14 protein-coding genes are annotated in these 22,396 nt (G+C 51.7%); 7 read left to right on the forward strand and 7 right to left on the reverse strand.

All coding sequences use genetic code 11. The features are described from left to right. Positions 1-284 precede the first annotated feature (284 nt). The 5 genes from GX659_05060 (at position 285) to nifJ (ending at position 15,286) form a co-directional block, all read left to right on the forward strand. Positions 285-6,455 (forward strand): RHS repeat-associated core domain-containing protein, encoded by a 6,171-nt coding sequence (locus GX659_05060; GenBank protein NLD28158.1) that lies wholly within the window; start codon positions 285-287, stop codon positions 6,453-6,455. Between the two features lie 263 nt (positions 6,456-6,718). Continuing rightward, positions 6,719-8,812: a CoA-binding protein gene (locus GX659_05065; GenBank protein ID NLD28159.1), complete on the forward strand. Its 2,094-nt coding sequence runs from the start codon at positions 6,719-6,721 to the stop codon at positions 8,810-8,812. 9 nt (positions 8,813-8,821) lie between these two features. Beyond that, the gene (locus GX659_05070) at positions 8,822-10,693 is read left to right on the forward strand and encodes a GNAT family N-acetyltransferase (protein ID NLD28160.1); all 1,872 of its coding nucleotides are present in this window, start codon (positions 8,822-8,824) and stop codon (positions 10,691-10,693) included. A 9-nt stretch (positions 10,694-10,702) separates the two neighbouring features. Next, positions 10,703-11,521, forward strand: coding sequence for a 3-keto-5-aminohexanoate cleavage protein (locus GX659_05075; protein NLD28161.1), 819 nt, complete (start codon positions 10,703-10,705; stop codon positions 11,519-11,521). Between the two features lie 216 nt (positions 11,522-11,737). Then, positions 11,738-15,286, forward strand: a complete 3,549-nt coding sequence (nifJ, locus tag GX659_05080; protein NLD28162.1) for a pyruvate:ferredoxin (flavodoxin) oxidoreductase — start codon at positions 11,738-11,740, stop codon at positions 15,284-15,286. A 68-nt stretch (positions 15,287-15,354) separates the two neighbouring features. Here nifJ and GX659_05085 read toward each other — a convergent pair whose 3' ends face one another. From GX659_05085 to GX659_05115, 7 genes are all read right to left on the reverse strand, one after another. Then, positions 15,355-15,936, reverse strand: coding sequence for a gliding-motility protein MglA (locus GX659_05085; protein NLD28163.1), 582 nt, complete (start codon positions 15,934-15,936; stop codon positions 15,355-15,357). Positions 15,937-15,952: 16 nt separating this feature from the next. Continuing rightward, a complete protein-coding gene (gene fsa, locus GX659_05090; GenBank protein ID NLD28164.1) occupies positions 15,953-16,603 on the reverse strand; it encodes a fructose-6-phosphate aldolase in 651 nt (216 codons plus the stop codon). Between the two features lie 30 nt (positions 16,604-16,633). Then, complete coding sequence (locus GX659_05095) at positions 16,634-16,849, reverse strand: hypothetical protein (protein NLD28165.1); 216 nt, start codon at positions 16,847-16,849, stop codon at positions 16,634-16,636. Then, positions 16,842-17,342 carry a 2-amino-4-hydroxy-6-hydroxymethyldihydropteridine diphosphokinase gene (gene folK / locus GX659_05100; GenBank protein NLD28166.1) on the reverse strand — a complete coding sequence of 167 codons (501 nt, stop codon included), beginning with the start codon at positions 17,340-17,342 and terminating at the stop codon, positions 16,842-16,844. Before folK ends, GX659_05095 begins: the two co-directional genes overlap by 8 nt. 208 nt (positions 17,343-17,550) lie before the next feature. Then, positions 17,551-18,249, reverse strand: a complete 699-nt coding sequence (locus GX659_05105) for a 4-hydroxy-tetrahydrodipicolinate reductase (GenBank protein NLD28167.1) — start codon at positions 18,247-18,249, stop codon at positions 17,551-17,553. A 35-nt stretch (positions 18,250-18,284) separates the two neighbouring features. After that, a complete protein-coding gene (locus GX659_05110) occupies positions 18,285-19,187 on the reverse strand; it encodes a 4-hydroxy-tetrahydrodipicolinate synthase (GenBank protein NLD28168.1) in 903 nt (300 codons plus the stop codon). Next, on the reverse strand, positions 19,187-20,026 hold the full coding sequence (locus GX659_05115; GenBank protein NLD28169.1) for a diaminopimelate epimerase: 840 nt from the start codon (positions 20,024-20,026) through the stop codon (positions 19,187-19,189). The genes GX659_05110 and GX659_05115 overlap by 1 nt, the downstream gene beginning before the upstream one ends. 377 nt (positions 20,027-20,403) lie before the next feature. Here GX659_05115 and rho point away from each other — a divergent pair, with 377 nt between their 5' ends. Both rho and GX659_05125 read left to right on the forward strand, forming a co-directional pair. Further along, entirely contained in the window at positions 20,404-21,651 is a 1,248-nt protein-coding gene (gene rho / locus GX659_05120; GenBank protein ID NLD28170.1) for a transcription termination factor Rho, read from the forward strand. A gap of 19 nt (positions 21,652-21,670) precedes the next feature. Beyond that, positions 21,671-22,327 (forward strand): hypothetical protein, encoded by a 657-nt coding sequence (locus GX659_05125; GenBank protein NLD28171.1) that lies wholly within the window; start codon positions 21,671-21,673, stop codon positions 22,325-22,327. The last annotated feature ends 69 nt before the right edge of the window (positions 22,328-22,396 follow it).

The raw sequence follows: 22,396 nt of genomic DNA on the forward strand, positions 1-22,396 counted from the left end.
AAACATCAAGAAGCTAGAATCTAGAAGTGAGAAGCAATATTTTTACAGGCGAGATTTTTCTAGCTTCTAGCCTCTCGCTTCTAGCTTCTGTTTTTCCCAGTCACGGTTGTTGCGGGGATGACAAGCGCATAGCTTTTAGAGGTGCCCTGAATTTGCTGATTTTTCAGAGGTTAGTTAACATGTACGATTCTCGCTCATGCGTATGAAAAACATACACCTCCTCCGATCCGGTTCAAAACATAGCCTTATTTTTCAGACACTTGAAAAAATCTTTTTTGGCACGGATGCTGCTTTTAAAAAAATCGATGAGATTTCTTTCGCGTGTCGCTGCGCTCTTAATGTTTATTTTTCCGATCGTTGGATATTGTCTGAAATCGACGGTGCCAAATCTTTCCAAGGCCGCATCCGCCGATATTGCCGATGCGCTTTCCGTGGACGGGCTTGCCGGATACATCGAAGGTGTGGCCAGGGGGGCGGTCGCCGACCTGATTTCAAAGGATGGAACCGACTGGATCTGCGATGCGGTCGCCGCTTCGATCAACGATCGTAGAAGGGGTTTGAAGGGGGAAAACCTGGAGAGCGTTTTTCGCCAGAACGAGGAGCTGAAGGGTGAGGTACGAGAGAAAATACGCGAGAAGGTCCGCAGCGAAGTAGGAGAGCTGACTAAGGGGATCATAGTCGAAAAACTCTTTCCTGCCGTCGCTGGGAAAGAGACAGCTGATGAAATAAGCCGCATGGCCGAAGCGGTGGTCCGTGAGCTGGACACCACATTTTCAGAAGGAATCGACAGGATAGCCGACAGTATCTATCAGAGTTATCTTGAAAAGGCGTGGTCGAGATTTTCGGCCATGGGAATTCCATATTGGGTTGACCCTCATGATCTGCGAAAGAGCATCGAGGGCACCTTCGATCTTCATAGAGTAGCGACGCTTTCCTCCTATCTCGGCGGCAAGATCATAGGGGATGCCGCAGCCTCCGGAATAAGAAACAGGGTGGTCGATATCCTGAAAGGCGATATTCCTCCGGAGCTTGTGAGGGCGATTCGCGCCGGTCCCGAGGCTCTCGAGAAATATTTTGACATGGCAGAGGCAAATCTTCCCGGCAGAAAGCTCGAACAGGCTTTGTCAGGGTTTTTGAAGCGCCCTGTGATCAAGATCCCCACTCCGGCATACGTCGCCATTCTTGGCGCAAGCGCCGCAGCGCATTTCGCACGCGCGTTCAATGGAATTTTTGTGGATGCCTACGAGCTCAAGCGTGGAGCGGAGGTATTGCGTGTGATGGCATGGCACGCCGCGAACAAGGATGCGATAAATATGAGCGTCATGCAGCTGGCCTCTCTTCCCAGGGAACTCGCTTTTTCGATGGGGATAGGGGGTAGCTTCGACTCGGTGATGGATTCGATATCCGCGCCGCTTGGTGCCATTCGCGAACGCGTGGCGGAGCTGGACAATCTGATCAAAAAGCCTATTGCGATCGCCAATTCGGAATTGAAATCTATCGTTTCCGCTCTGGAAGATAATCTCAAGGCGATACAGGATTCCGTTTTCGGTCCGCTCAAATATGCGGTTGCCGATGTATCGAACCGTTTGAGCGAATTTGGGAGGGTTATCTCCTCTTCGATTCCGGATTCACTGAACGGGATCCCAAAAAATTTTTCCGAATTGAAGGACCGTGCAGGAATTCCGGATGACCTCTTTGGCGATTTTGGTGAACTCAGCGCTTCTGATCTCCTTCATGAAATTGCCGATGCAACTCCTGTGAGAGATGCGGCAGGAGCGATATCCGGAGGGCTATCCGATCTTGCGGACGGGGCAGCAGAAGCGGTTGCCGCGGTTGCATCGGAGGCGCTTTACGCAGCGCACCTCATCGGCCCGACGGCGCGAATCATGGGTTGCGAGAAGATTTCTTCATATTCGGAGAAGTCAGGATCGCTCGATCCGGTCTATATGCATAACGGCGAATTTTTTGCTGAGATCACTGACCTCTTTATTCAAGCGGCCGGCTTCGATATAGAGTTCAGACGCATATACAGGTCTCGCTCTGATTTTCTCGGCGAACTCGGGTGGGGGTGGACGCATTCATATGCCGAGCGTTCATATTCGGCAGAGGGAGGTTATACCTTCATCGACGAGCGCGGAGTGAAACATCGTTTTGAAACCTCAAATGGCGAATACAGGTCGGCGGATATTCCAGGCGCTGTGCTCTACGCATTAGAATCAGGAACCAGGATACGGCTTCTGGATGGGACTGTAAAAATCTTCGATTCGATTGGAAGAATTTTGAAAAAGGTCGAGAGGCACGGTCTTTTTGTTTCCTACGAATACGGAACAGGGGGTCTGCTTTCCAAAATAGTCGATGCGCATGGGCGCGAGGTTTCATTCAGAAGGCGCGCCGACGGGTTGATCGATCATGTCGAGGATTTTTCCGGCCGTCGCATCGCTTTCAAATATAACGACAGGAAGGAACTCGTCGAGGTTATTTCTCCTCCCGCGGAAGGATATCCTTCAGGCAAGGGCTCGGCGTACAGGTATTTTACCGTTGGAAAGAAGGAACACCTCCTTTTTTTGGCGATAGATCCAAGCGGATACCCATACCTGTCACAGCGTTACGATGAAGAGGGGCGCGTCATCGCGCAGAGGTACGGTGCAGGTGATGAGATAAAAATCGCATATCTTGAAGGGGATGGAATGTTCAAGGCCGTTCTTTCGAAAAATGGCCGGGATTTTGAAACTTATACGCACGACTCCTCAGGCAGGATGGTGTTGCGTGAAAAATTTTTCCAAGGCGAAATGCGCGAAGTCGAGAAGAGGTCTTACGATAAAAATGGAATGCTGGCATCGATCGTCACCGGGGATCTTCGCACTTCTTTTTTGTACGATCCTGCAAGCGGCCTTCCTGTCCGAGTGGAGCGCCTCTCTATTTCGGGAGGGGAGAAGCGCGTTTCCGAGATCGAGAGAGAACCCCGCCATGGCAGACCATCCAAGGTTAAAGATGAGGATGGCCTTATCATCAGATATCTGTATTTTCCAGACGATGACTCGGACCTAGAGGCTGTCGAGGTGATGAGGGACGGAAGGTGGCAGAGGCGGATATCCTTTCGAAGAAATGAATGCGGGGATGTGAAAGAGATAGAAACTCCCTACGGGAGGGTTCTTTCCGTAGAATACAATTCGACCGCAAATCCGGAGGGGGCCATCGGCCATTTCATGGCTTCCGATTCATCTGATCACCATTGCGGGTATATACGCTCGATATCCGATTTTGCGGGTAGTCGGAGATATATCTACGATTCAGCGGGCAATATCATCGCCACGATTTCAGGCGGTGGCCGTGAGATCTATGCAGTCAATTCTCTGAACCAGGTAGAGGGGGAAAGCTCCCCGGGTATGCCGGACAGGCTATACAGATTCGACTGGAACGACAACCTCATCGAGGCGGTGATCTCATCAGGGAAGAGATCGGCGCGGCGTCTTTTCGAATATCTCCCCATGGATCTTCTGAAATCTGAGAGAATGGAGATCTCTCCCGGTATCTTTGTGCGCAAGGATTATTCGTATGACGCATCCGGAAGGATTTCTAAAATCTCGGAAGGGAATCGCAGCACCGCCTTCTCATACGATGACGCTGCCGGCAAATTTTGCGAAATATCGGCGCCGGATAGTCTCGAAAGAAGTGCATCGTGCGTATTTACAGACGTAGATGGGCGGATCGTGGGCTCTGTAGATGGATCGGGGGCAAGAACTTTCTTCACAAGAAACGGTTTTGGCGATTTAAACGAAATACTATTTCCTTCGGGAATGCGTCAGGCGATCTCGAGAAACTCTTCAGGAAATCTCATTTCGGTTGAAAACCTCTCCGCCGAGGGGGAGGCGCTTTCCAGACGTGAATTCAAATACGACGATCTTTCCGGAATTTTTGAGGTCTCCGACGACCTGTGGACTGGGGAGTCCGCCGTAAAGAAAATTTCGGTCAAATATTCGAGGGATCTTTTCGGGAATATTGAAACGGCGTCCGGGCCGGGTGACTCATGGTTCAGAATTGGGAGAGACTCGTTCGGCAGGCCCTCCTCCATCCTCTACTCGTCGGGGGTGGAAAGAAAATTTTTCCGCGACAGAAATGGCAGAATCACAAAGGTTTCCGAATACGCCTGCGGACAGTCGAGGACCCTCTTTGAATTCCTTCGTGATGAAGCGGAGCGGATCGTCAGATCGGTAGATCATCTGGGCAGAGTTTCAGAACTATCTTACGACGATATGGGGAACCTGTCTGGCTACGAAGGCCCCCGCGGTTCGTTTTCGGTAGAGAGTGACTTCATCGGCCGCCCGGTTCTTAAAAAGTTTTCATCCGGGGAGGAGGAGCGCTTCACATGGAACGACGGTGGAATGCTTTCCGGGATATCATCCATCTCGGGTGAAATACGTTTTGGCTACGATTCGCGCGGGTTGCTGGTGTCAGAGTCATATCCGTGGGGCTACGAGAGAAATATGGCTTACGACGGCGCCGGAAAAGTTGCGGGGATAATCAAGGGAGGAGGGCAGCACATCTCCATCATTCGGGATCAGATGGGGAGGGTGCTATCCAGGGTAGCGCAGAAAGATGGATTTTCGCCTGTAATCCAGAGGTATCGCTACGACGGCCTTGGGAGGGTGATCGCAGCCGTCGAGGGGGAGCGCGTCTATGAATATCTCTATGATTCGCTTTCGCGCGTCGTGGCGGAGTCCGGCCCGAATGGTTTGATTTTAAAAAGCTACGATGAATTCGGCAGACCCGCGCGCGTGGTAATGCCGGATGGAAAATCACAGGTGATGATCTACGACTCATGGGGGAATCTTTCCGGATTGATCGATGACGGCCGTCTTGCAGCATCCTTCGAGTACGGATGTTTCGGAGAATTGGAAGATGCTGATTACGGCGGGAATCTCACGGAAAAGAGGAGTTCGGACTCCATGGGCCGCATCTCCTCGATAAGCTATCTCGATGAAGATGGTCTCGTGCTGGACCGGTTTGAAACGTACTGGAATAACGAAGGGATGCCCGCCGCCGATGCGGGTCGCGGCGGGAGCCTCCTCAAGTATTCGCGGAATTTTTTTGGCGGCCTCCAGTCAGTCGGATATTTTCGCAAGGACGATATCGATGAAACTCTGCTCAGCGAGGAGAGTTTCGCCCAGCATATCATTTCGAACGAGGATCTTTCCATCGACGCTTCAGGACACGTCCAGAACCTTCGCGGTTTTTCGCTTTCGTACGATCCCCTCGGTCGTCTTTCCTCTATATCGAATGATGGAAAAATTGTTGCGCTTTACGAATACGATCCGTTTGACAGGAGAGTTTTAAAGAGGGTTGGCGGTTCCGAAACCGCTTATCTCTGGAGCGGCTGGACCATGCTGGGGGAGATTTCCGAAAAGAGGATCAGGTATCTGTACGGCGCGGACAGATCTGTTCCCTTCGGGTTTTCCGGAGATGGTTCGGCGATATTTCTAAGAGACCGTCTGCAATCCGGAAGGGGAGCGCTTTCGGAAAAGATTTTTTCACATCGCGATTATTCCCCCTTTGGGAAAGAGCTTGAGGGGGAAAACTCCGGTTATATGTGCTTCGCCGGACACTATTGCGATTATGAGAGCGGGTTGGTCTATATGCGCAATCGCTACTACGACAAGGAGACGGGAAAATTTCTGAGCCCGGATCCCCTCGGCATTAAAGCCCCTCTTGAATTCGCCCAATCAAACTCCGTTGGTCAGGGGATGTCGTACCACAACCTGCAGGGGTCGGCCTTCGGGACATCGCGCGGGAACAGGGGGCGCTCGCCAGTTTTTTACGGGGTCTATCCCTTCCGGAGGATCTTCATGAGAGGGGCTCTGCCACAGGTGATCTTTGCGGAAAAAGATCCCTACCTGTACGCATCTGGGGATCCCACCATCAATGTCGATCCGTTGGGGCTCGCAAGTCTTATTTTCGATCGCTCCGACGAGAAGATATACCTCCACGACGGTCAGGGGAACTTCGTCACCTCATATCTCGCGACCAACAGGGTCGTGAATCAACTTGCAGACCCGCTCTCGATAGGGATGAACGGTCCCTTTCCCAACGGCACATATTCCCTGGGGGTGCCGGAATTCTATTCCCAAGAATACCGTGAGGGGTTCTATCGGAAATTCGGCCTCGGTGAGATCGGCCGCGGAGAAGGGGTGACGAGCGGTCATCTCTGGGCTCGGAACGAGTCGGATTCCGATGATTACAGCGAATCCTTCGGACGGATACGATTTCGAATAGGCGATCCCTCCGATGGGACCGTCTGGCAGAGGGGGCTTTTCATACACGGCGGCAGAAATAATTACAGGGCTAGGACGCTGGGATGTATTCGTGCGGATGATCTCGAAATGGAAACCCTTTCCGCCAATTTCATAGCCTTCATGCGCCAGGGGGATCCGATAATCGACCTCACGGTGAGGGAGTAATTTGAGTCCAAGGTCGAGGTTAAGGTTAAGGTTAAGGAACATTCCTCAACCTGACTCTATTCCTCCTGTCGAAAACTCCAGTCGTTAAAGATGCTTGGAAAACTCCTACAGGTTTTTACAATTTTAGCATTTGCAATAAACATTCTCAGGTGTCGATTTCTAGAGGTTTTGCGGCTGAAAGACGAAAAAACGTCATAAATCCCCTTTACATAGAGCCGATGCAGGGTTAGTAGAGCGCGTCATTTTTAAATGGAGAGTGAGAGATGCTAGAAAAACTTTTTAATCCGAAGGCGGTGGCAATAATAGGCGCGTCACAGACCGAGGGAAAGGTCGGACATGCCCTGCTCAAGAATATGATCGAAGAGGGGTTCGAGGGTGGTCTTTACGCCGTCAATCCGAAGGTTGGCGAAATAATGGGGGTGAAGTGCTATCCGGATGTGAAGTCGCTTCCTGACGGCATCGATCTGGCGGTCATAGCCATTCCAGCGAAAGTCGTTCCTCAGACTATCGAGGATTGTGGAAGCCGCGGAATAGGCGCCGCGGTGGTCATCTCCGCCGGTTTTAAAGAGGTCGGCAAGGAGGGCAAGGAGCTCGAAAAGAAGCTGGAGAGCGCGGCTATGCTGTCCGGTGTGAGGGTCCTCGGCCCTAACTGCCTCGGTTTTATAAACACCATGAACAGGGTAAACGCCTCTTTTGCGGCAGATCATCCCGAGAAGGGTGATATCGCCGTGATTTCTCAGTCGGGCGCGCTATGCACGGCGATCATCGACTGGTCGCTCAAACACCATATAGGTTTTTCCAAGCTGATCAGCATGGGAAACAAAACCGATCTCGACGAGGAGCTCCTAATCGAGGCCTTGGGTAACGACAAGGAATCCAAGGTCATCGTCGGTTACCTCGAGGACATCAGGAATGGACCTCATTTTATACGTACCGCCGAAAAGGTGACCCGTCAGAAGCCGATCATCCTCATAAAGGCCGGGACCAGCGCTGCCGGGGCGACCGCGGCCAGTTCCCACACGGGGAGCATCGCAGGCGCGCAGATGGCGTATGAATGCGCCTTCAACTCTAGCGGCGTTCTTCAGGCCGGCTCACTTGAGACGCTCTTCGATTACGCACAGGCCTTTTCGTATCAGCCTCTGCCAAAGGGCGACCGCATCGTCATCGTGACAAACGCGGGTGGCCCCGGGATCATGGCGACGGACGCGGTGGAGCATTCCGGCCTGTCATTCGCCAAACTTTCCGACGCGACCAAGGACAAGCTGAGGAGCTTCCTTTCATCGGCCGCAAACGTCAATAACCCGGTGGATATCCTCGGAGATGCGCCGGCCGAAACCTATAGGAAGGCGCTAGACGCTGTTCTCGCCGACGATGGAGTTGACGGGCTCGTGGTTCTCCTCACTCCCCAGGCGATGATCGATGTTGCGAAGACAGCCGAGGCGGTGATCGAAGTTTCCAGGAAATACAACAAGCCCACGATGGCATCCTTTATCGGAGCCAAACGCGTTGCGCATGGCATAGAGATGCTGCAGAAAAATGGCATTCCGCACTATCCCACCCCGGAGAGGGCCGTGGATGCGATGAAACAGATGGTTGAATACATGAAATGGCGCGCGAAGCCGAAGAAGGTGATTCGCAGGTTTCCTGTGAACAGCACCAAGGTCGACCGCATCATAAACCTAAACAGGAAGCATCAGCAGTACAACGTTGGCGAGCAGGATTCTAAAGCGGTGCTTTCAGCGTACGGCTTTACGGTTCCACAATGCTCGCTGGCCAGAAGCGCCCAGGACGCGGTTTCTGCGGCCTCGGCGATAGGATATCCGGTCGTCATGAAGATCTCGTCCCCCGATGTGATCCACAAGTCCGATGCCGGCGGCGTGAAGGTCGGGCTTCGGGGGCCCTCAGAGGTCAGGGACGCCTTCGAGCTCATGATCAAGAGGGTGAAGGAGGTCGTTCCTGACGCCAGGATTCACGGCGTCCTCATACAGGAGATGGTCAGCGACGGCCGCGAGATCATCATAGGAATGACGCGCGATCCGCAGTTCGGGCCGATGCTGATGTTCGGTCTCGGCGGAATTTATGTCGAAGTGCTCAAGGATGTTTCCTTCCAGCTCGCCCCTCTTACATCCGAGGCGGCGTTGCAGATGATACTCGGCACCAAGACATACAACCTGCTCAAGGGCGTTCGCGGCGAGAAGTCGGTCGATATGCAGCTGGTCACGGAGTGCATCCAGAGGATATCCCAGCTTTCGATGGACTTCCCGGATATTCAGGAACTCGACATCAACCCGCTCAAGATATCGAGCGAATTTTCAAGAGCGGTCGCCGTAGATGCGCGAATCCGCATTTCAAAATAAGGTGAACATATGAAAGATTTCAATTGGAAAGAACTTTACGCTAACAAGATGGTTTCTGCCGATGAGGCTCTTTCGCACATAAAGGCGGGAGACAGAGTTTTTATCGGAACCGGATGTGCGGCGCCCCAGCTCCTCATCGAAGGGCTCTCTTCCAGTAAGAGGAAAGTGGTCGACGTCGAAATATTCCATCTTATCACGATGGGGCCCGCCCCTTACGCGATGGAGAACTTCGCCGACAAGTATCGCTTCAACAGTTTTTTCATTGGCGAGAATGTCCGCGAGGCGGTGAACAACGGCGTTGGCGATTATACCCCGGTATCCCTGTCGGAAATACCGAATCTCTTTTCCCGCGGTCGAACGCCGCTGGATGTGGCTTTGATCCAGGTCACTCCGCCGGATGAAAACGGGATGGTGAGCCTAGGCATTTCGGTCGATATCGTGAAGAGCGCGACGGAAAACGCCAGCATGGTAATCGCGGAGATCAATCCGAATATGCCTTGGACCCACGGCGATTCGCTCATCCCCGCGGATTACATAGACTACTTCGTCGAATCAAACGCCCCCGTTCTGACCTATAAGCCTGCCGAAGTCGATGATGCTGTCCGCCGTATAGGTTCGCATGTGGCTTCCCTCGTAGAGGATGGCTCTACCATAGAGATCGGCATGGGTTCCATACCGCAGGCTATGCCGGAATTTTTGCATGACAAGAAAGACCTTGGAATACATACCGAGATGTTCACCGATCAGCTCGTCGATCTCATCGAGAAGGGCGTGGTTAACGGATCGAAGAAGCTTTACAACAAAGGAAAGGTCGTCGCTTCGTTCATAATGGGAACAAAGAAGGTCTATGATTACGTGAACCGTAACCCCGTGATCGAGATGCATCCGTCTGAATACGTGAACGATCCGGTCATGATAGCGAAGCATCCCAAGATGGTTGCAATAAACTGCGCGATGGAAGTCGATCTGACGGGTCAGGTGTGCGCCGACTCGATGGGAAATAAGTTCCACAGCGGTATCGGGGGACAGTCGGATTTTATGAGAGGTGCAGGGCGCTCCTACTGCGGAAAACCGATCATAGTGATGAAATCGACCTCAAATGATGGGCGGATATCCAGAATAGTTCCGAACCTGAGCACCGGCGCGGGAGTCGTTACTACGAGGGGCGATGTCCACTACGTGATTACCGAATACGGCGTAGCCGATTTGTACGGTAAGAATATCAGGGAAAGGGCGATGGCTCTTATAGGGATAGCGCATCCTAAATTCAGGGCTTCGCTCTATGAGGAAGCCAGGAAGATGAAGTACGTCTATGACGATCCAATCGACGTGTCGCTGTTGGAAGGGGAATATCCCGACAGATATTCTCAGCGCCAGGTTATAGCTGATGGCACTGAGGTCACCCTGAGGCCTGTTCGCCCGACGGACGAAAGCGCGCTGAGGGATATGTTCTATTCGCTTTCCGAAGAGAGTATATATCTGCGTTTTTTCCAGCCCATCGACGCTCTTCCTCATGCGAAGGTTCTCCCTCTCGTCAGCATCAACTATGAGAAGGACATGGCCATAGTTTCGACCATACAGGATTCGGCCGGTGAAAAGATCATAGGCATTGGCAGGTACATGAGAGAAGGACTGGACGACAAATATGCCGAGGTCGCATTCCTGGTTCACGATGCGTGGCAGAATAGGGGGCTTGGCAAGGCCATGCTCGATTCGCTGATCAACATCTCCAAACAGAACGGGGTCGAGGGATTCAAGGCCACCCTCACTCCAAAAAATAAAATGATGATTTCTGTCTTTCGCGGATGCGGGTGCAAACTTAACATGGAAAAAAACGGGGATACATACGAATTGAAGTTCAAATTCGACGAAAAGGCATAGGGAGCTATCTTGAATCCTCTTATCATCACTGCGGCGATAACCGGAGGAGAGACCACCAAGGCGCAAAATCCAGCCTTGCCGGAGACTCCGGAGGAACAGGCGATCGCCGCAAGGGAATGTGTCGAGGCAGGAGCTTCCGTGATCCATCTTCACGTCAGGGATGAGTCGGGGACTCCGTCGCAGAGGCTCGATCACTTCAGGGCATCGGTCGATGCGATAAGGACGGCATGCGGTGCGGGACCCATAATTCAGATATCCACCGGCGGTGCGATAGGCGCGAGTATGGAAGATCGCATAGCGCCCATCGTCGAACTCAAACCGGAGATGGCATCCTTGAATGTCGCTTCGATGAATTTTTCCGATGAAGTATTCATGAACACCCCGGCCGATGTCCGGAAGCTCGCCGGCCACATGCGAGATCTCGGTGTTACTCCTGAGATAGAGGTCTATGATGCCGGTCACATCGATATCGCCAAGAGGCTGATGAAAGAGGGGCTTTTAAAAAAACCGGCGCACTATCAGTTTGTCCTCGGCGTTCCGGGAGGACTCTCCGGTGAGTCCAGGAATCTCCAGTTTATGGTGAATTCGCTGGAAGATGGTGACAGCTGGGCGGTTGCCGGCGTTGGCAGATACCAGCTTTCCCTTGCCGTCATGGCGGTCGTCATGGGAGGTTTCGTTCGCGTCGGTTTCGAGGATAACGTTTATTATCACAAGGGCGTTTTGGCCAAGAACAATGCGGAACTCGTTGCAAGGGTTAAGAGGATAGCCGATGAGGTCGGGCGACCCGTGGCGGGATGCGATGAGGCCCGAGAAATTCTGGGGCTCTGATGCCTCGCAAATCCGCTTTTTAAGGGCCTTGCATGGCGGGCTCGATACTTGACAAAAGCCGCAGATAGAAGGATTGTCCGGCCGGTCCGAAGGCAATTCCTAAAAATACGTTTATCATCAAGTTAGCTGGCGTTCCGGACTCGAGGCGGATGGGTTTCTTCGCTGTGCGTTTCTCACAAAATAACTGCCCAATTGGCATACAATCAGGAGGAAATTATGGCAAGGCAGATGGTCCCACACAACGGAAATAGCGCAGTGGCGCATGTCGCCCATGCGACAAACGAGGTGATAGCTATCTATCCGATCACCCCATCTTCGGACATGGGCGAGATCGCCGATGAAAAATCGGCGAACGGTGAAAAAAATATCTGGGGTTCAGTCCCTATAGTCAGCGAACTTCAGTCTGAAGCTGGAGCGGCGGGGGCTTGCCACGGCGCTCTTACCACAGGCGCTCTTACCACGACGTTTACAGCCTCGCAGGGTCTTCTGCTTATGATCCCCGATATGTTCAAGATAGCAGGAGAACTTACTCCGACCGTGTTTCACATCGCGGCAAGGGCTATCGCGACCCACGCCCTTTCGATATTCGGTGATCACTCCGATGTTATGGCCGCCAGGTCGACCGGTTGGGCGATGCTTTCATCCGCCAGCGTTCAGGAGGCGATGGATTTTGCGCTCATCTCCCAGGCCGCATCGCTCGAATCCAGAATTCCCTTTCTGCACTATTTCGAGGGATTCAGGATCTCCCACGAAATACAGAAGATAGAGGAACTTACATTTGACGATATGCGCTCGATGATCGATGACAAACTCGTCAACGCCCACAGGCAGCGGGCGCTCAATCCCGAGAGGCCAACCATCAAGGGAACGTCACAAAATCCGGACGTATTCTTTACCTGTCGCGAGACTGCGAATAAATATTATAACGCATGCCCTGCGATAGTTCAGAAGGCGATGGATAAATTCGCCAAGCTGACAGGTCGCCAGTACAGGCTCTTCGAGTACCATGGCGCTGATGATGCTGACAGGGTGGTCGTAATCATGGGCTCCGGCGGCGAGGCGGTTGGAGAGGTCGTCGATTATCTGAACAAGAAGGGCGAGAAGGTCGGCGTTTTATGCGTCAAGCTCTTCAGGCCTTTTGATATAAAATCCTTCGCATACGCCCTTCCCAAGAGCGTGAAGTCCATGGTTGTTCTTGACAGGTGCAAGGAGCCGGGCTCGATAGGGGAGCCGCTCTATGGTGATGTGAGAACTGCGATCAGCGAGGCGGTGCAGGAGGGATGGTATTCGCACCATCCGAAGATCGTAGGCGGCCGCTATGGCCTCGGTTCAGCTGAGTTTAACCCTGCTATGATCAAAGCGGTCTTCGACAACCTGAAGGCGACCGATCCTAAAAACCATTTTTCCATCGGGCCGAATGACGATGTGACAAACCTGAGTCTGGATTACGATCGTTCGTTTACGCTCGAGGATGGGGTATATCAGGCGATGTTCTACGGACTGGGATCGGACGGAACAGTCGGCGCCAACAAGAACACGATCAAGATAATAGGCGAAGAGACCGAGAACTATACGCAGGGATATTTTGTCTATGATTCCAAGAAAGCCGGTGCGATCACAGTCTCGCATCTGCGCTTCGGGAAAAATCTCATCAGAAAACCGTATCTCATCGAGACCGCAGATTTTGTGGCCTGTCACAACTTTTCGTTTCTCGAGAAGTACGACATGCTGAAGCACATCAAGAAGGGCGGCACCTTCCTGTTGACTTCCCCGTTCAACAAGCACGATGTTTGGGACAACATGCCCGACCGCGTGCAGAAGCAGATAATCGACAAGGAATTGAAGTTCTATGTGATCGACGCAATAAGCATCGCCGAGGGGGTAGGCCTTGGCGCGAGGATCAACTCGATCATGCAGACCGCATTCTTCAAGATTTCGAAGGTGATCGATGAGAAGATCGCAATCGATGCCATCAAGGACGCCATCAAAAAAACCTACGGGAAAAAAGGCGAAAAGATAGTTGCGATGAACGTCAGCGCGGTCGATATGACCATCGAGAAAATCGAACAGGTCGATTATCCCAAGGAGGTAACAGGAAAGCCAGTGCCGCCTGTGGTTCCTGCCGATGCCCCCGCTTTCGTCAAGAACACCACCGCGAAACTCATGAGCGGCGAAGGTGAATCCCTCAAGGTTTCCGAGTTTCCTGAAGACGGAACATGGCCGGTTTCGACGACGCAGTACGAGAAGAGAAATATAGCGGTCAATATCCCGGTGTGGGACAAAGATGCCTGCGTTCAGTGCGGAAAATGCGTCATGGTATGTCCGCATGCAGCGATACGCTCCAAGATATATCCGAAGGACATCCTCAAGAATGCTCCGGCAAACTTCAAGAGCTCGGATCCAAAGCCTGCCAAGGGGCTCGAGGGATACGCTTACACGCTTCAGGTCGCGGCAGAGGATTGCACCGGGTGTGCTACCTGTGTGGTGAACTGTCCCGCGAAGGAAAAAGGGGCCATAAAGATGGAGCCTCAACTCCCCTTGAGGGATCAGGAAAGAGAGAACTACGATTTCTTTTTGAACATACCGGATCCTAACCCTGAGCTCTACAATCCTTCTGTGATGAAGGGAATTCAGTACGTGAAGCCGCTATTCGAATATTCGGGTGCTTGCGCCGGATGCGGAGAGACGGCCTACGTGAAGATGCTCTCTCAGCTCTTCGGCGACAGGGCGATAATAGCGAATGCCACAGGATGTTCGTCCATCTACGGCGGCAACCTTCCTACGACTCCATACTGCCAGAGGGCGGACGGCCGTGGACCGGCGTGGACGAACTCGCTTTTCGAAGACAACGCCGAGGTCGCATACGGAATGAGGCTTTCTGTCGATAAGCAGTTTCAGTATGCGATGGAGTTGGCCGATAACATCATCTCCAACGGCGGATGTTCACAGGAGGTTAAAAATATCCTGACGGAGATCAGGTCCGCGGATCAGTCTAGTCATCTTGCGATTGAGAAACAGCGCTCCCGCGTCATCGAGCTGAAGAAGCACCTTGCCAAATGCAACTGCAAGGAATGCATCAACCTGCTTCACGTCGCCGACAACTTCATCAAGAAATCGGTATGGGCGCTAGGTGGTGATGGCTGGGCGTACGACATCGGCTACGGCGGGTTGGATCATGTCCTTGCTTGCGGAAGAAACGTGAATATCCTCGTTCTCGACACAGAGGTCTATTCGAATACGGGCGGGCAGGCTTCCAAGGCGACGCCGATCGGCGCTGTGGCGAAATTCGCCGCAGGAGGAAAACCCCTCGGGAAGAAGGACCTCGGCCTGATGTCCATGTCGTACGGCTACATCTACGTTGCGACGGTGGCGCTTGGTGCGGATCCGTCACAGGCCATGAAGGCCTTTATCGAGGCCGAGAGCTATGATGGTCCATCGATAATAATAGCTTATTCGCATTGCATCGCTCACGGGATCGATATGTCCAAAGGTCTCGAGGAACAGAAGAAGGCCGTAAATAGCGGTCACTTCCCGCTCTACAGGTTCGATCCCAGAAAGGCTCTGGACGGCCAGAATCCTCTTACAGTTGACAGCAAGCCTCCTTCAATTTCCATAGAGGAGTACGTGAAGGGCGAGAACCGTTACCGCATCCTCGAGAAGTCCAGGCCTGAGGAGGCGAGGAGGCTCATCGCCAAGGCGCAGAGTTTGGCGAATAGAAAATACAATCTCTACAGGCAGATTTCAGAGATGAAGTGTGAAAAATAGGAAGTTAATGAGATAAAAAAGAAGGGCGGCTGCTTCACGCGGCCGCCCTTTTTATAAGATCAAAAAAGTCAGTTTTTCAAACCCTTCAGAACTTCTTTGGATATCGCCTTGAAGGCATCGAAAACCCCGCTTCCTTCTGTAGCGATAGTCGAAAATTCCTGGAACCCGGACTGGTTTAAATAGTCGCTCAAATCTTTTATGGGTACGGCGTTTTTGAGATCCCTCTTGTTATACTGATATACGCACGGAATCTCTCCCCACTTGTGATTCTCCCCGGAGAGTATCTCCTTGAGGTCGGCCAGCGCTTCCAGGTTGCCTTCCATCATCTCTAGCTGCGAGTCGGCCATGAATAGCAGTCCGTCGACGCCCTTCGATATGAGGGCGCGGCTCTGCTTGTATCCGACATCTCCCGGAACGGTGTAGAGATGCAGCCTTATCGTGTAGTCGCCAACCTTGCCAAGGTTTACGGGGACAAAATCGAAAAAGAGAGTTCTGTTGTCTTCGTGGGCAAGCGATATCATCTCTCCCTTTGCCCCTTTTTTTACCTCTTCGTAAATATGGCGGAGGCTCGTCGATTTTCCGCATCGAGGCGGACCGTAGTATACGATCTTGCAGTTTATCTCTTTTGTCTTGTCGTTGATGAAGGACATGATTCCTCCCTATTCTTTATGCTTGCGGCACCTTCTGCCAGTCTTTTAAAAACTTATCGACTCCTGCATCGGTAAGAGCGTGCTTCATGAGCTGCGATATCACCTTCAGCGGTATTGTGCAGATATCGGCGCCTATCATCGCTGACTGGCTTACGTGAATTGGATTTCTGATGCTGGCGACGATGATCTCGGTCGAGAAGTTGTAATTATCGTAGATATTGACCACATCGCTTATGAGCGACATCCCCTCCTGGGATATGTCGTCGAGCCTTCCTACGAAGGGGCTGACGTACGTAGCGCCGGCCTTGGCTACGAGCAGCGCCTGGTTTGGTGAAAAGCACAAGGTGGCGTTGGTCTTTATCCCCATGTCGGAAAGGGCCTTTATCGCCTTGAGCCCTTCCACCGTTGAAGGAATTTTACACACGACATTTTTCGCTATATCCGCCAGTTTTTTCCCTTCTTCTATCATTCCCTTGGCGTCAAGGGCGGTAGTCTCCAAACTTACGGGGCGGTCGGTGATCTCATGCAGTATTTCCTTTATGACGCTCTTGAAGTCTTTCCCAGTCTGCGAGATCAGGGAGGGGTTTGTAGTGACGCCATCCAGGACTCCCATGGCATTAGCTTCCTTGATCTCTTCGATCTTGGCGGTGTCGATGAATATCTTCATACATTCACTCCTTGTTATGGGGTTGGCGCATCATTTATTTTTACATTCCTCAGAGCAGAAAAGCGCGCCGCCTTTGTTTGTGGCCTCGACGGCTACGACGAATGTTCCGCATCTTGCGCAGGGAACCATTTCCCCGCCCACAGATCGGCTCTGACGAGCGGTGTGCCCGCGTTTGAATTGCCTGTTCCTGGAGAAATATCTGTAGGCGAAGTATATGAGAAGCGCTGTGAGCAGCAACCTAGCCATTCTCTTTCAACCCTTTCATCAGCTCCGCGATCGTTTTTTTTAACGCGGGATGAATCTCAGCCGATGCTATATCACACAGCGGGAGCAGCACAAACATTCTTTTATGCAGCTCAGGGTGTGGAATTTGCAGGTTTTTTTCAGCCATGATGAGGTCGCCGAAGATCAGGATATCGAGATCGATGCTCCTGGGCTCGCCGCTTACCCTAGGATATTTTCTTCCGAGCTGTGACTCAGTTTCCATCAGAAAAAGCAGGAGCTGATGCGGGGATAGCGAAGTTTCAATTTTTATCGCAGCGTTGATGTAATCCGGCTGTGGAGGTAGTCCGGGTTTTATTAGGGCCCTGGTTTCATATCTCCTGGAAGTTGAGATGATCTCTATCTGTTTGTTGCTGCTGATCAGGTCGATGGCAGCGTCTATGTTGGCGTTGCGATCTCCAAGGTTGGATCCCAATCCGATGTAAACTTCTTGGAAAATTTTTCCTGTATTTTTCATCTAAGTAACCTCCGAAAAATCAGCAAGTTCAAGGCACCTCTAAAAACTATGCGCTTGTCATCCCCGCAACGACCGTGACTGGGAAAAACAGAAGCTAGAAGCGAGAGGCTAGAAGCTAGAAAAATCTCGCCTGTAAAAATATTGCTTCTCACTTCTAGATTCTAGCTTCTTGATGTTTTGGTCGATGGTTAATTGTCCATGGTCGAAGTTATTGTTGCAGCCAGCTTTTCAGGGGGTACTTAAATAATACGTCCTGCATCGTATAGAGGCCGGCTTTTCTTCCGACTATCCATTTCGCCGCTGCCACGGCTCCGCGCGCGAAAAGGTCCCTGCTCTTAGCGTGGTGGAAAAATGTCAAGGTTTCTTCCTCGCCTTCGAAGGCTATTTTATGATCTCCAGCGACTTCACCTTTCCTGTGTGAAACTATACCTATCTCGCCGTTGAAATTTTTTGCAGCGGATTTTTTCATCATCAGAGCCGTTCCGCTGGGGCTGTCTTTTTTATGTACGTGGTGTGTTTCCTCTATTGAAATCGAGTAGGAATTGCCAAGGGCAGCTGTGGTCTCTTCGATTATTTTCAGAAGAAGGTTGACTCCGATGCTCATGTTGGAGGATTTCAGCAGGGCTATCTTTGAAGCCGCTCTGGTTATCTCAGCCTCCTGATCGGATGAAAATCCGGTCGTTCCCAAAACGAAGGGTTTCCTCTTTGCTGCGGCTTCTCCGATGTGCTCTATGGCTCCGGATGGAGAGCTGAAGTCTATTACTACGTCGATATCATCGAACGCTCCGGCAACGGCGTCTTCGGCGTCGATCCGGGAGAGTATTTTCATATCCGGATCCTGAGAGAGGAAAAATTCTATTCTGCCGCCCATCCTTCCTTTATAGCCACAGAGCGCTATTTTTATCATGATGCCCTCAAGTGAATTTTAGAGAAATTTACAGCTCAGATCATTTTGAATTCGGAGAGCACCGATTCGAGCTCTCTTTTTTTATTATCATCCATCGGTGTGAGCGGAAGGCGGAATTCCTCCCTGCATTTTTTCATAACGGACAGAGCTGTCTTTACCGGTATAGGGTTGGTTACCATGAATAGCGCAGAATTTAATTTCTGAATATGCGATTGCAGCGCCTCAGCTTCATCTACCTTTCCCGAGTTGAAGAGATCCCACACCTTTGAAACAAGTTCAGGGGCTATGTTGGCTGTCACCGATATGCAGCCATCCGCCCCGGCCCTGTACATCTCCAGGTTCATGGCATCTTCGCCGCAGTAGAGGGTGAAGTCGGGGGGCCTCGTATTCATTATAGTCTGCGCCTGCGAAAGATCGCCTGAGGATTCCTTGATTCCTACGATGCTGTCGGCTGCCGCCAGACGAAGGGTTGTATCCGGAAGCATGTTGACCGCCGTGCGCGATGGAACGTTGTAGAGTATCATCGGCAGCGGGACCGCCTCGGCTATCGCCATGAAATGTTCGAACAGACCCTGCTGTGTCGGCTTGTTGTAATACGGCGTTACTTGAAGCATCGCATCTGCGCCACATTCGGCGGCAAGCCTTGCGAGCCTGATCGCTTTTTCGGTGGAATTGCTCCCGGCTCCTGCTATGACAGGAACTCTTCCGGCGGATTCTTCGACGCACAGGCGTATAGCGGTTTTCTTCTCGTTTTCCTCGATCGTGATCCCTTCGCCTGTCGAGCCAAGCACCACGATTCCGTCTATTCCAGAAGCGATCTGCCATGAGACGAGCTCGCGCATGGCGGACTCATCGATCTTCCCGTTTCTAAAGGGTGTGACTATAGCCGTCATCGCGCCGCAGAATTTCGGATCTTTTTTCAGGACTGTTTTCTTCATCAGATGGCTATCTCGCCCTTGAATACGATTTCCGCCGGGCCTTTCATATATATGTGATTGTCCTTGGTGCTCCACTCGATTTCCAGTTTGCCTCCGGGCAGGACGACCGTGACTTTGCGGTCAGTGAATCCGTTCAAAACCGATGCTACGGCGGATGCACAAGCGGCTGTTCCGCAGCCGAGGGTTTCTCCCGCGCCGCGTTCCCAGACCCTGAGCTGAAGCTCCTTTTTGCTGACGACGTTCACGAAGCTGATATTGGCCTTTTTCGGGAATATCGAATAAGTTTCGAGCATCGGGCCGAACTTTTCAATCGGGAGATCCTTGAGTTCCTCATGAAAGGTGATGCAGTGCGGATTTCCCACAGACAGGCAGGTGATACGGAAATCCTTGCTTTCGGTTTTAAGAGGGCGATTGATGATCCTGCCGGAGAGATTTACGGGGATCTCCTTCCCCTTCATTATAGGTTCACCCATGTCGACTTCAAACTGGTTTCCGACGCTTTTCACGGTCTTCAGCCCGGCGAGCGTCTCTATCAGGAGTTCCTTTTTTGCGGAGAGTTTGTATTCCTTTATGAACTTCGCCGCACAGCGGATGCCGTTGCCACACATCTCCGTTTCGGTACCATCCGGATTGAAGGCTCTCATCATGAAATCCCCTTTGCGGGACTTCGATATCAGAAGCATCTGGTCTGCGCCGATTCCGGTGTGTCTGTTGCATACCTTCCTCGCAAGGGGAGCTGGGTTGGCGATAGAGCCCTTGGTGCAATCGAAGACGATCATGTCATTTCCGATTCCGTGCATCTTTACGAAGTGCCGAGTTTTTGATTTTTTTGTAGCCATGAACCCTCCGGACCGGCCCCGCTGGAGCCGTAACTGCTTGTAATTTATAACAAAATTTGTGAGAGGTTATCAACTGACTCCTCCTTTGTCAAGGAAAGCCCTGAGTTATCAATTATCTTGACTTGCCTTTTATTTCTGGATAGATATCAAACACTTAGCAGATGGATCCAGCTCATTTTTATCGTCGATCGGTTCTTAATAATTTCCAAAAACGGGAGTCCTCTTAACGGTTTTCGGTAAGGATATCTAAAATAACCCTGTTTAAGGCTTATGATTTTTTCTGAACTTTATGCGTTATCATCGGCATTTGCGGGTCGGCTGGTCGCCGGCCTTTCTGCGATGCCTTCCGTAAGTCCAACCCATTAGGAGAATAGTGTATGCATCTGAATGAACTGAAGAGGAAGAAGATCGGCGAACTGATCGAGATCGGCAACAACATGAATATCGAAAATGCGACGAGCCTTCGTAAACAGGAGCTGATCTTTGCGCTTCTGCAGGCGCACTCCGAGCAAAATGGAGCGATCTTCGGCGAGGGAGTTCTCGAGACCCTTCCAGACGGGTTCGGTTTTCTCCGCTCCCCTGACTATAATTATCTTCCGGGTCCGGATGATATATATGTTTCACCGTCGCAGATACGGCGCTTCGGCCTTCGTACCGGTGACACGGTAGCCGGCCAGATCAGACCTCCGAAGGAAGGCGAAAGATATTTCGCGCTGCTTAAAGTGGACAGCATCAACAACAGCACTCCTGAAGAGGCCAAGAGCAAGACGCTCTTCGATAACCTTACACCGCTCTATCCAGACGAGAGAATAAAACTCGAATACGATCCGAAAAACTATTCTACGAGGATCATGGACCTCTTCACTCCGATAGGGAAGGGACAGCGCGCGCTGATCGTCTCTCCGCCGAGGGCCGGAAAGACCGTCCTTTTGCAGAACGTGGCCAATGCGATCACCTCGAATCATCCGGAAGTTACGATGATAGTCCTTCTCATCGATGAAAGGCCGGAGGAAGTGACGGACATGGAGCGCTCGGTGAAGGCTGAGGTGGTGAGCTCAACGTTCGACGAACCAGCTACGCGCCACGTACAGGTTGCTGAGATGGTTATCGAAAAAGCCAAGAGGCTGGTCGAACACGGCAAGGACGTCGTCATACTTCTCGATTCAATAACCAGGCTCGCCAGAGCTTACAACGCTGTCGTTCCTCCCTCTGGTAAGATCCTTTCAGGCGGCGTCGATTCCAACGCCCTTCACAAGCCGAAACGCTTCTTCGGTGCGGCGAGAAATATCGAAGAGGGTGGCAGCCTCACCATCATAGGAACGGCTCTCATAGACACCGGCAGCCGAATGGATGAGGTCATTTTCGAAGAGTTTAAGGGGACGGGCAATATGGAAATTCATCTCGACCGCAAGCTTATGGAAAAGAGGATCTTCCCCTGTATGGATGTGAATAAGTCCGGAACAAGAAAAGAGGAGTTGTTGCTTAACGACGAAGAGCTGAACAAGGTTTGGATCCTTCGCAAGATGTTGCAGCCTCTCAACCAGATCGATGCGATGGAATTCCTGCTCGACAAAGTGACCCCTTGCAAGACGAACAAGGAGTTTCTCATGTCCATGAATCAGTAGCTCTTCTTTGGAAAAAAATATGCTCAAACGAATATTTGTCGAGCTCAGAAATCATGCGCCGTTTACATTGGTTGGGGCTTTATCCGGTATCCTGCTGATGTTCATATTCAGGTCGATGACGTATCAATCGGCGCATATTCTCTTTTACATATTCCATCCGACGCACGTATTCCTTAGTGCGATAGTGACTACCGCGATATTCAAGCTCTATTATAGAGGCCCCTTGACCGGCGTTTTATATTTTTTGAAGGTTCTTGCGATCGGTTACGTCGGTTCGGTCGGAATAGGAACGCTCAGCGATTCTCTTATTCCATATGCGGGAGAGCTGCTTCTCGATCTTCCGCACAGCCATGCTCATATAGGTTTTATAGATGGCTGGTGGATCGTAAATCCTGCAGCCTTCGCTGGAATCGCGGTAGGATATTTTCGGCCGGCTACGAAGCTGCCGCATTCGGGGCACGTGCTTCTAAGCACCTGGGCCTCTCTTTTTCATATGATAATGGCGCTCGGCATATCGGTTATGTGGTACCAATATGCGGTTCTCTTTGTATTCCTGTTCATCTCCGTCTGGCTGCCATGCTGTTTCAGCGATATCGCGTTTCCCCTTCTTTTTATCCGCAGCGAGGATCGGGCCTCCTGCAAGTCCGGGCATGGCTGCGGATGCGGTTGCAGGTGACTCTTCAGTCTAACTAACTGAAAATTAACGTTAAATTGGTCGGGCTGCAACTTTGCCCTCGGCATCCCT

This window comes from Myxococcales bacterium, from assembly GCA_012513515.1.
Classification (GTDB): domain Bacteria; phylum UBA10199; class UBA10199; order 2-02-FULL-44-16; family JAAZCA01; genus JAAZCA01.

What these genes read in the sequence shown, in the direction of transcription:
- GX659_05060 (NLD28158.1), top strand. Translation starts at nt 285, where the DNA reads ATGCTGCTTTTAAAAAAATCGATGAGATTTCTTTCGCGTGTCGCTGCG.
- GX659_05065 (NLD28159.1), top strand. Translation starts at nt 6,719, where the DNA reads ATGCTAGAAAAACTTTTTAATCCGAAGGCGGTGGCAATAATAGGCGCG.
- GX659_05070 (NLD28160.1), top strand. Translation starts at nt 8,822, where the DNA reads ATGAAAGATTTCAATTGGAAAGAACTTTACGCTAACAAGATGGTTTCT.
- nifJ (NLD28162.1), top strand. Translation starts at nt 11,738, where the DNA reads ATGGCAAGGCAGATGGTCCCACACAACGGAAATAGCGCAGTGGCGCAT.
- GX659_05085 (NLD28163.1), bottom strand. Translation starts at nt 15,936, where the DNA reads ATGTCCTTCATCAACGACAAGACAAAAGAGATAAACTGCAAGATCGTA.
- fsa (NLD28164.1), bottom strand. Translation starts at nt 16,603, where the DNA reads ATGAAGATATTCATCGACACCGCCAAGATCGAAGAGATCAAGGAAGCT.
- GX659_05095 (NLD28165.1), bottom strand. Translation starts at nt 16,849, where the DNA reads ATGGCTAGGTTGCTGCTCACAGCGCTTCTCATATACTTCGCCTACAGA.
- folK (NLD28166.1), bottom strand. Translation starts at nt 17,342, where the DNA reads ATGAAAAATACAGGAAAAATTTTCCAAGAAGTTTACATCGGATTGGGA.
- GX659_05105 (NLD28167.1), bottom strand. Translation starts at nt 18,249, where the DNA reads ATGATAAAAATAGCGCTCTGTGGCTATAAAGGAAGGATGGGCGGCAGA.
- GX659_05110 (NLD28168.1), bottom strand. Translation starts at nt 19,187, where the DNA reads ATGAAGAAAACAGTCCTGAAAAAAGATCCGAAATTCTGCGGCGCGATG.
- GX659_05115 (NLD28169.1), bottom strand. Translation starts at nt 20,026, where the DNA reads ATGGCTACAAAAAAATCAAAAACTCGGCACTTCGTAAAGATGCACGGA.
- rho (NLD28170.1), top strand. Translation starts at nt 20,404, where the DNA reads ATGCATCTGAATGAACTGAAGAGGAAGAAGATCGGCGAACTGATCGAG.
- GX659_05125 (NLD28171.1), top strand. Translation starts at nt 21,671, where the DNA reads ATGCTCAAACGAATATTTGTCGAGCTCAGAAATCATGCGCCGTTTACA.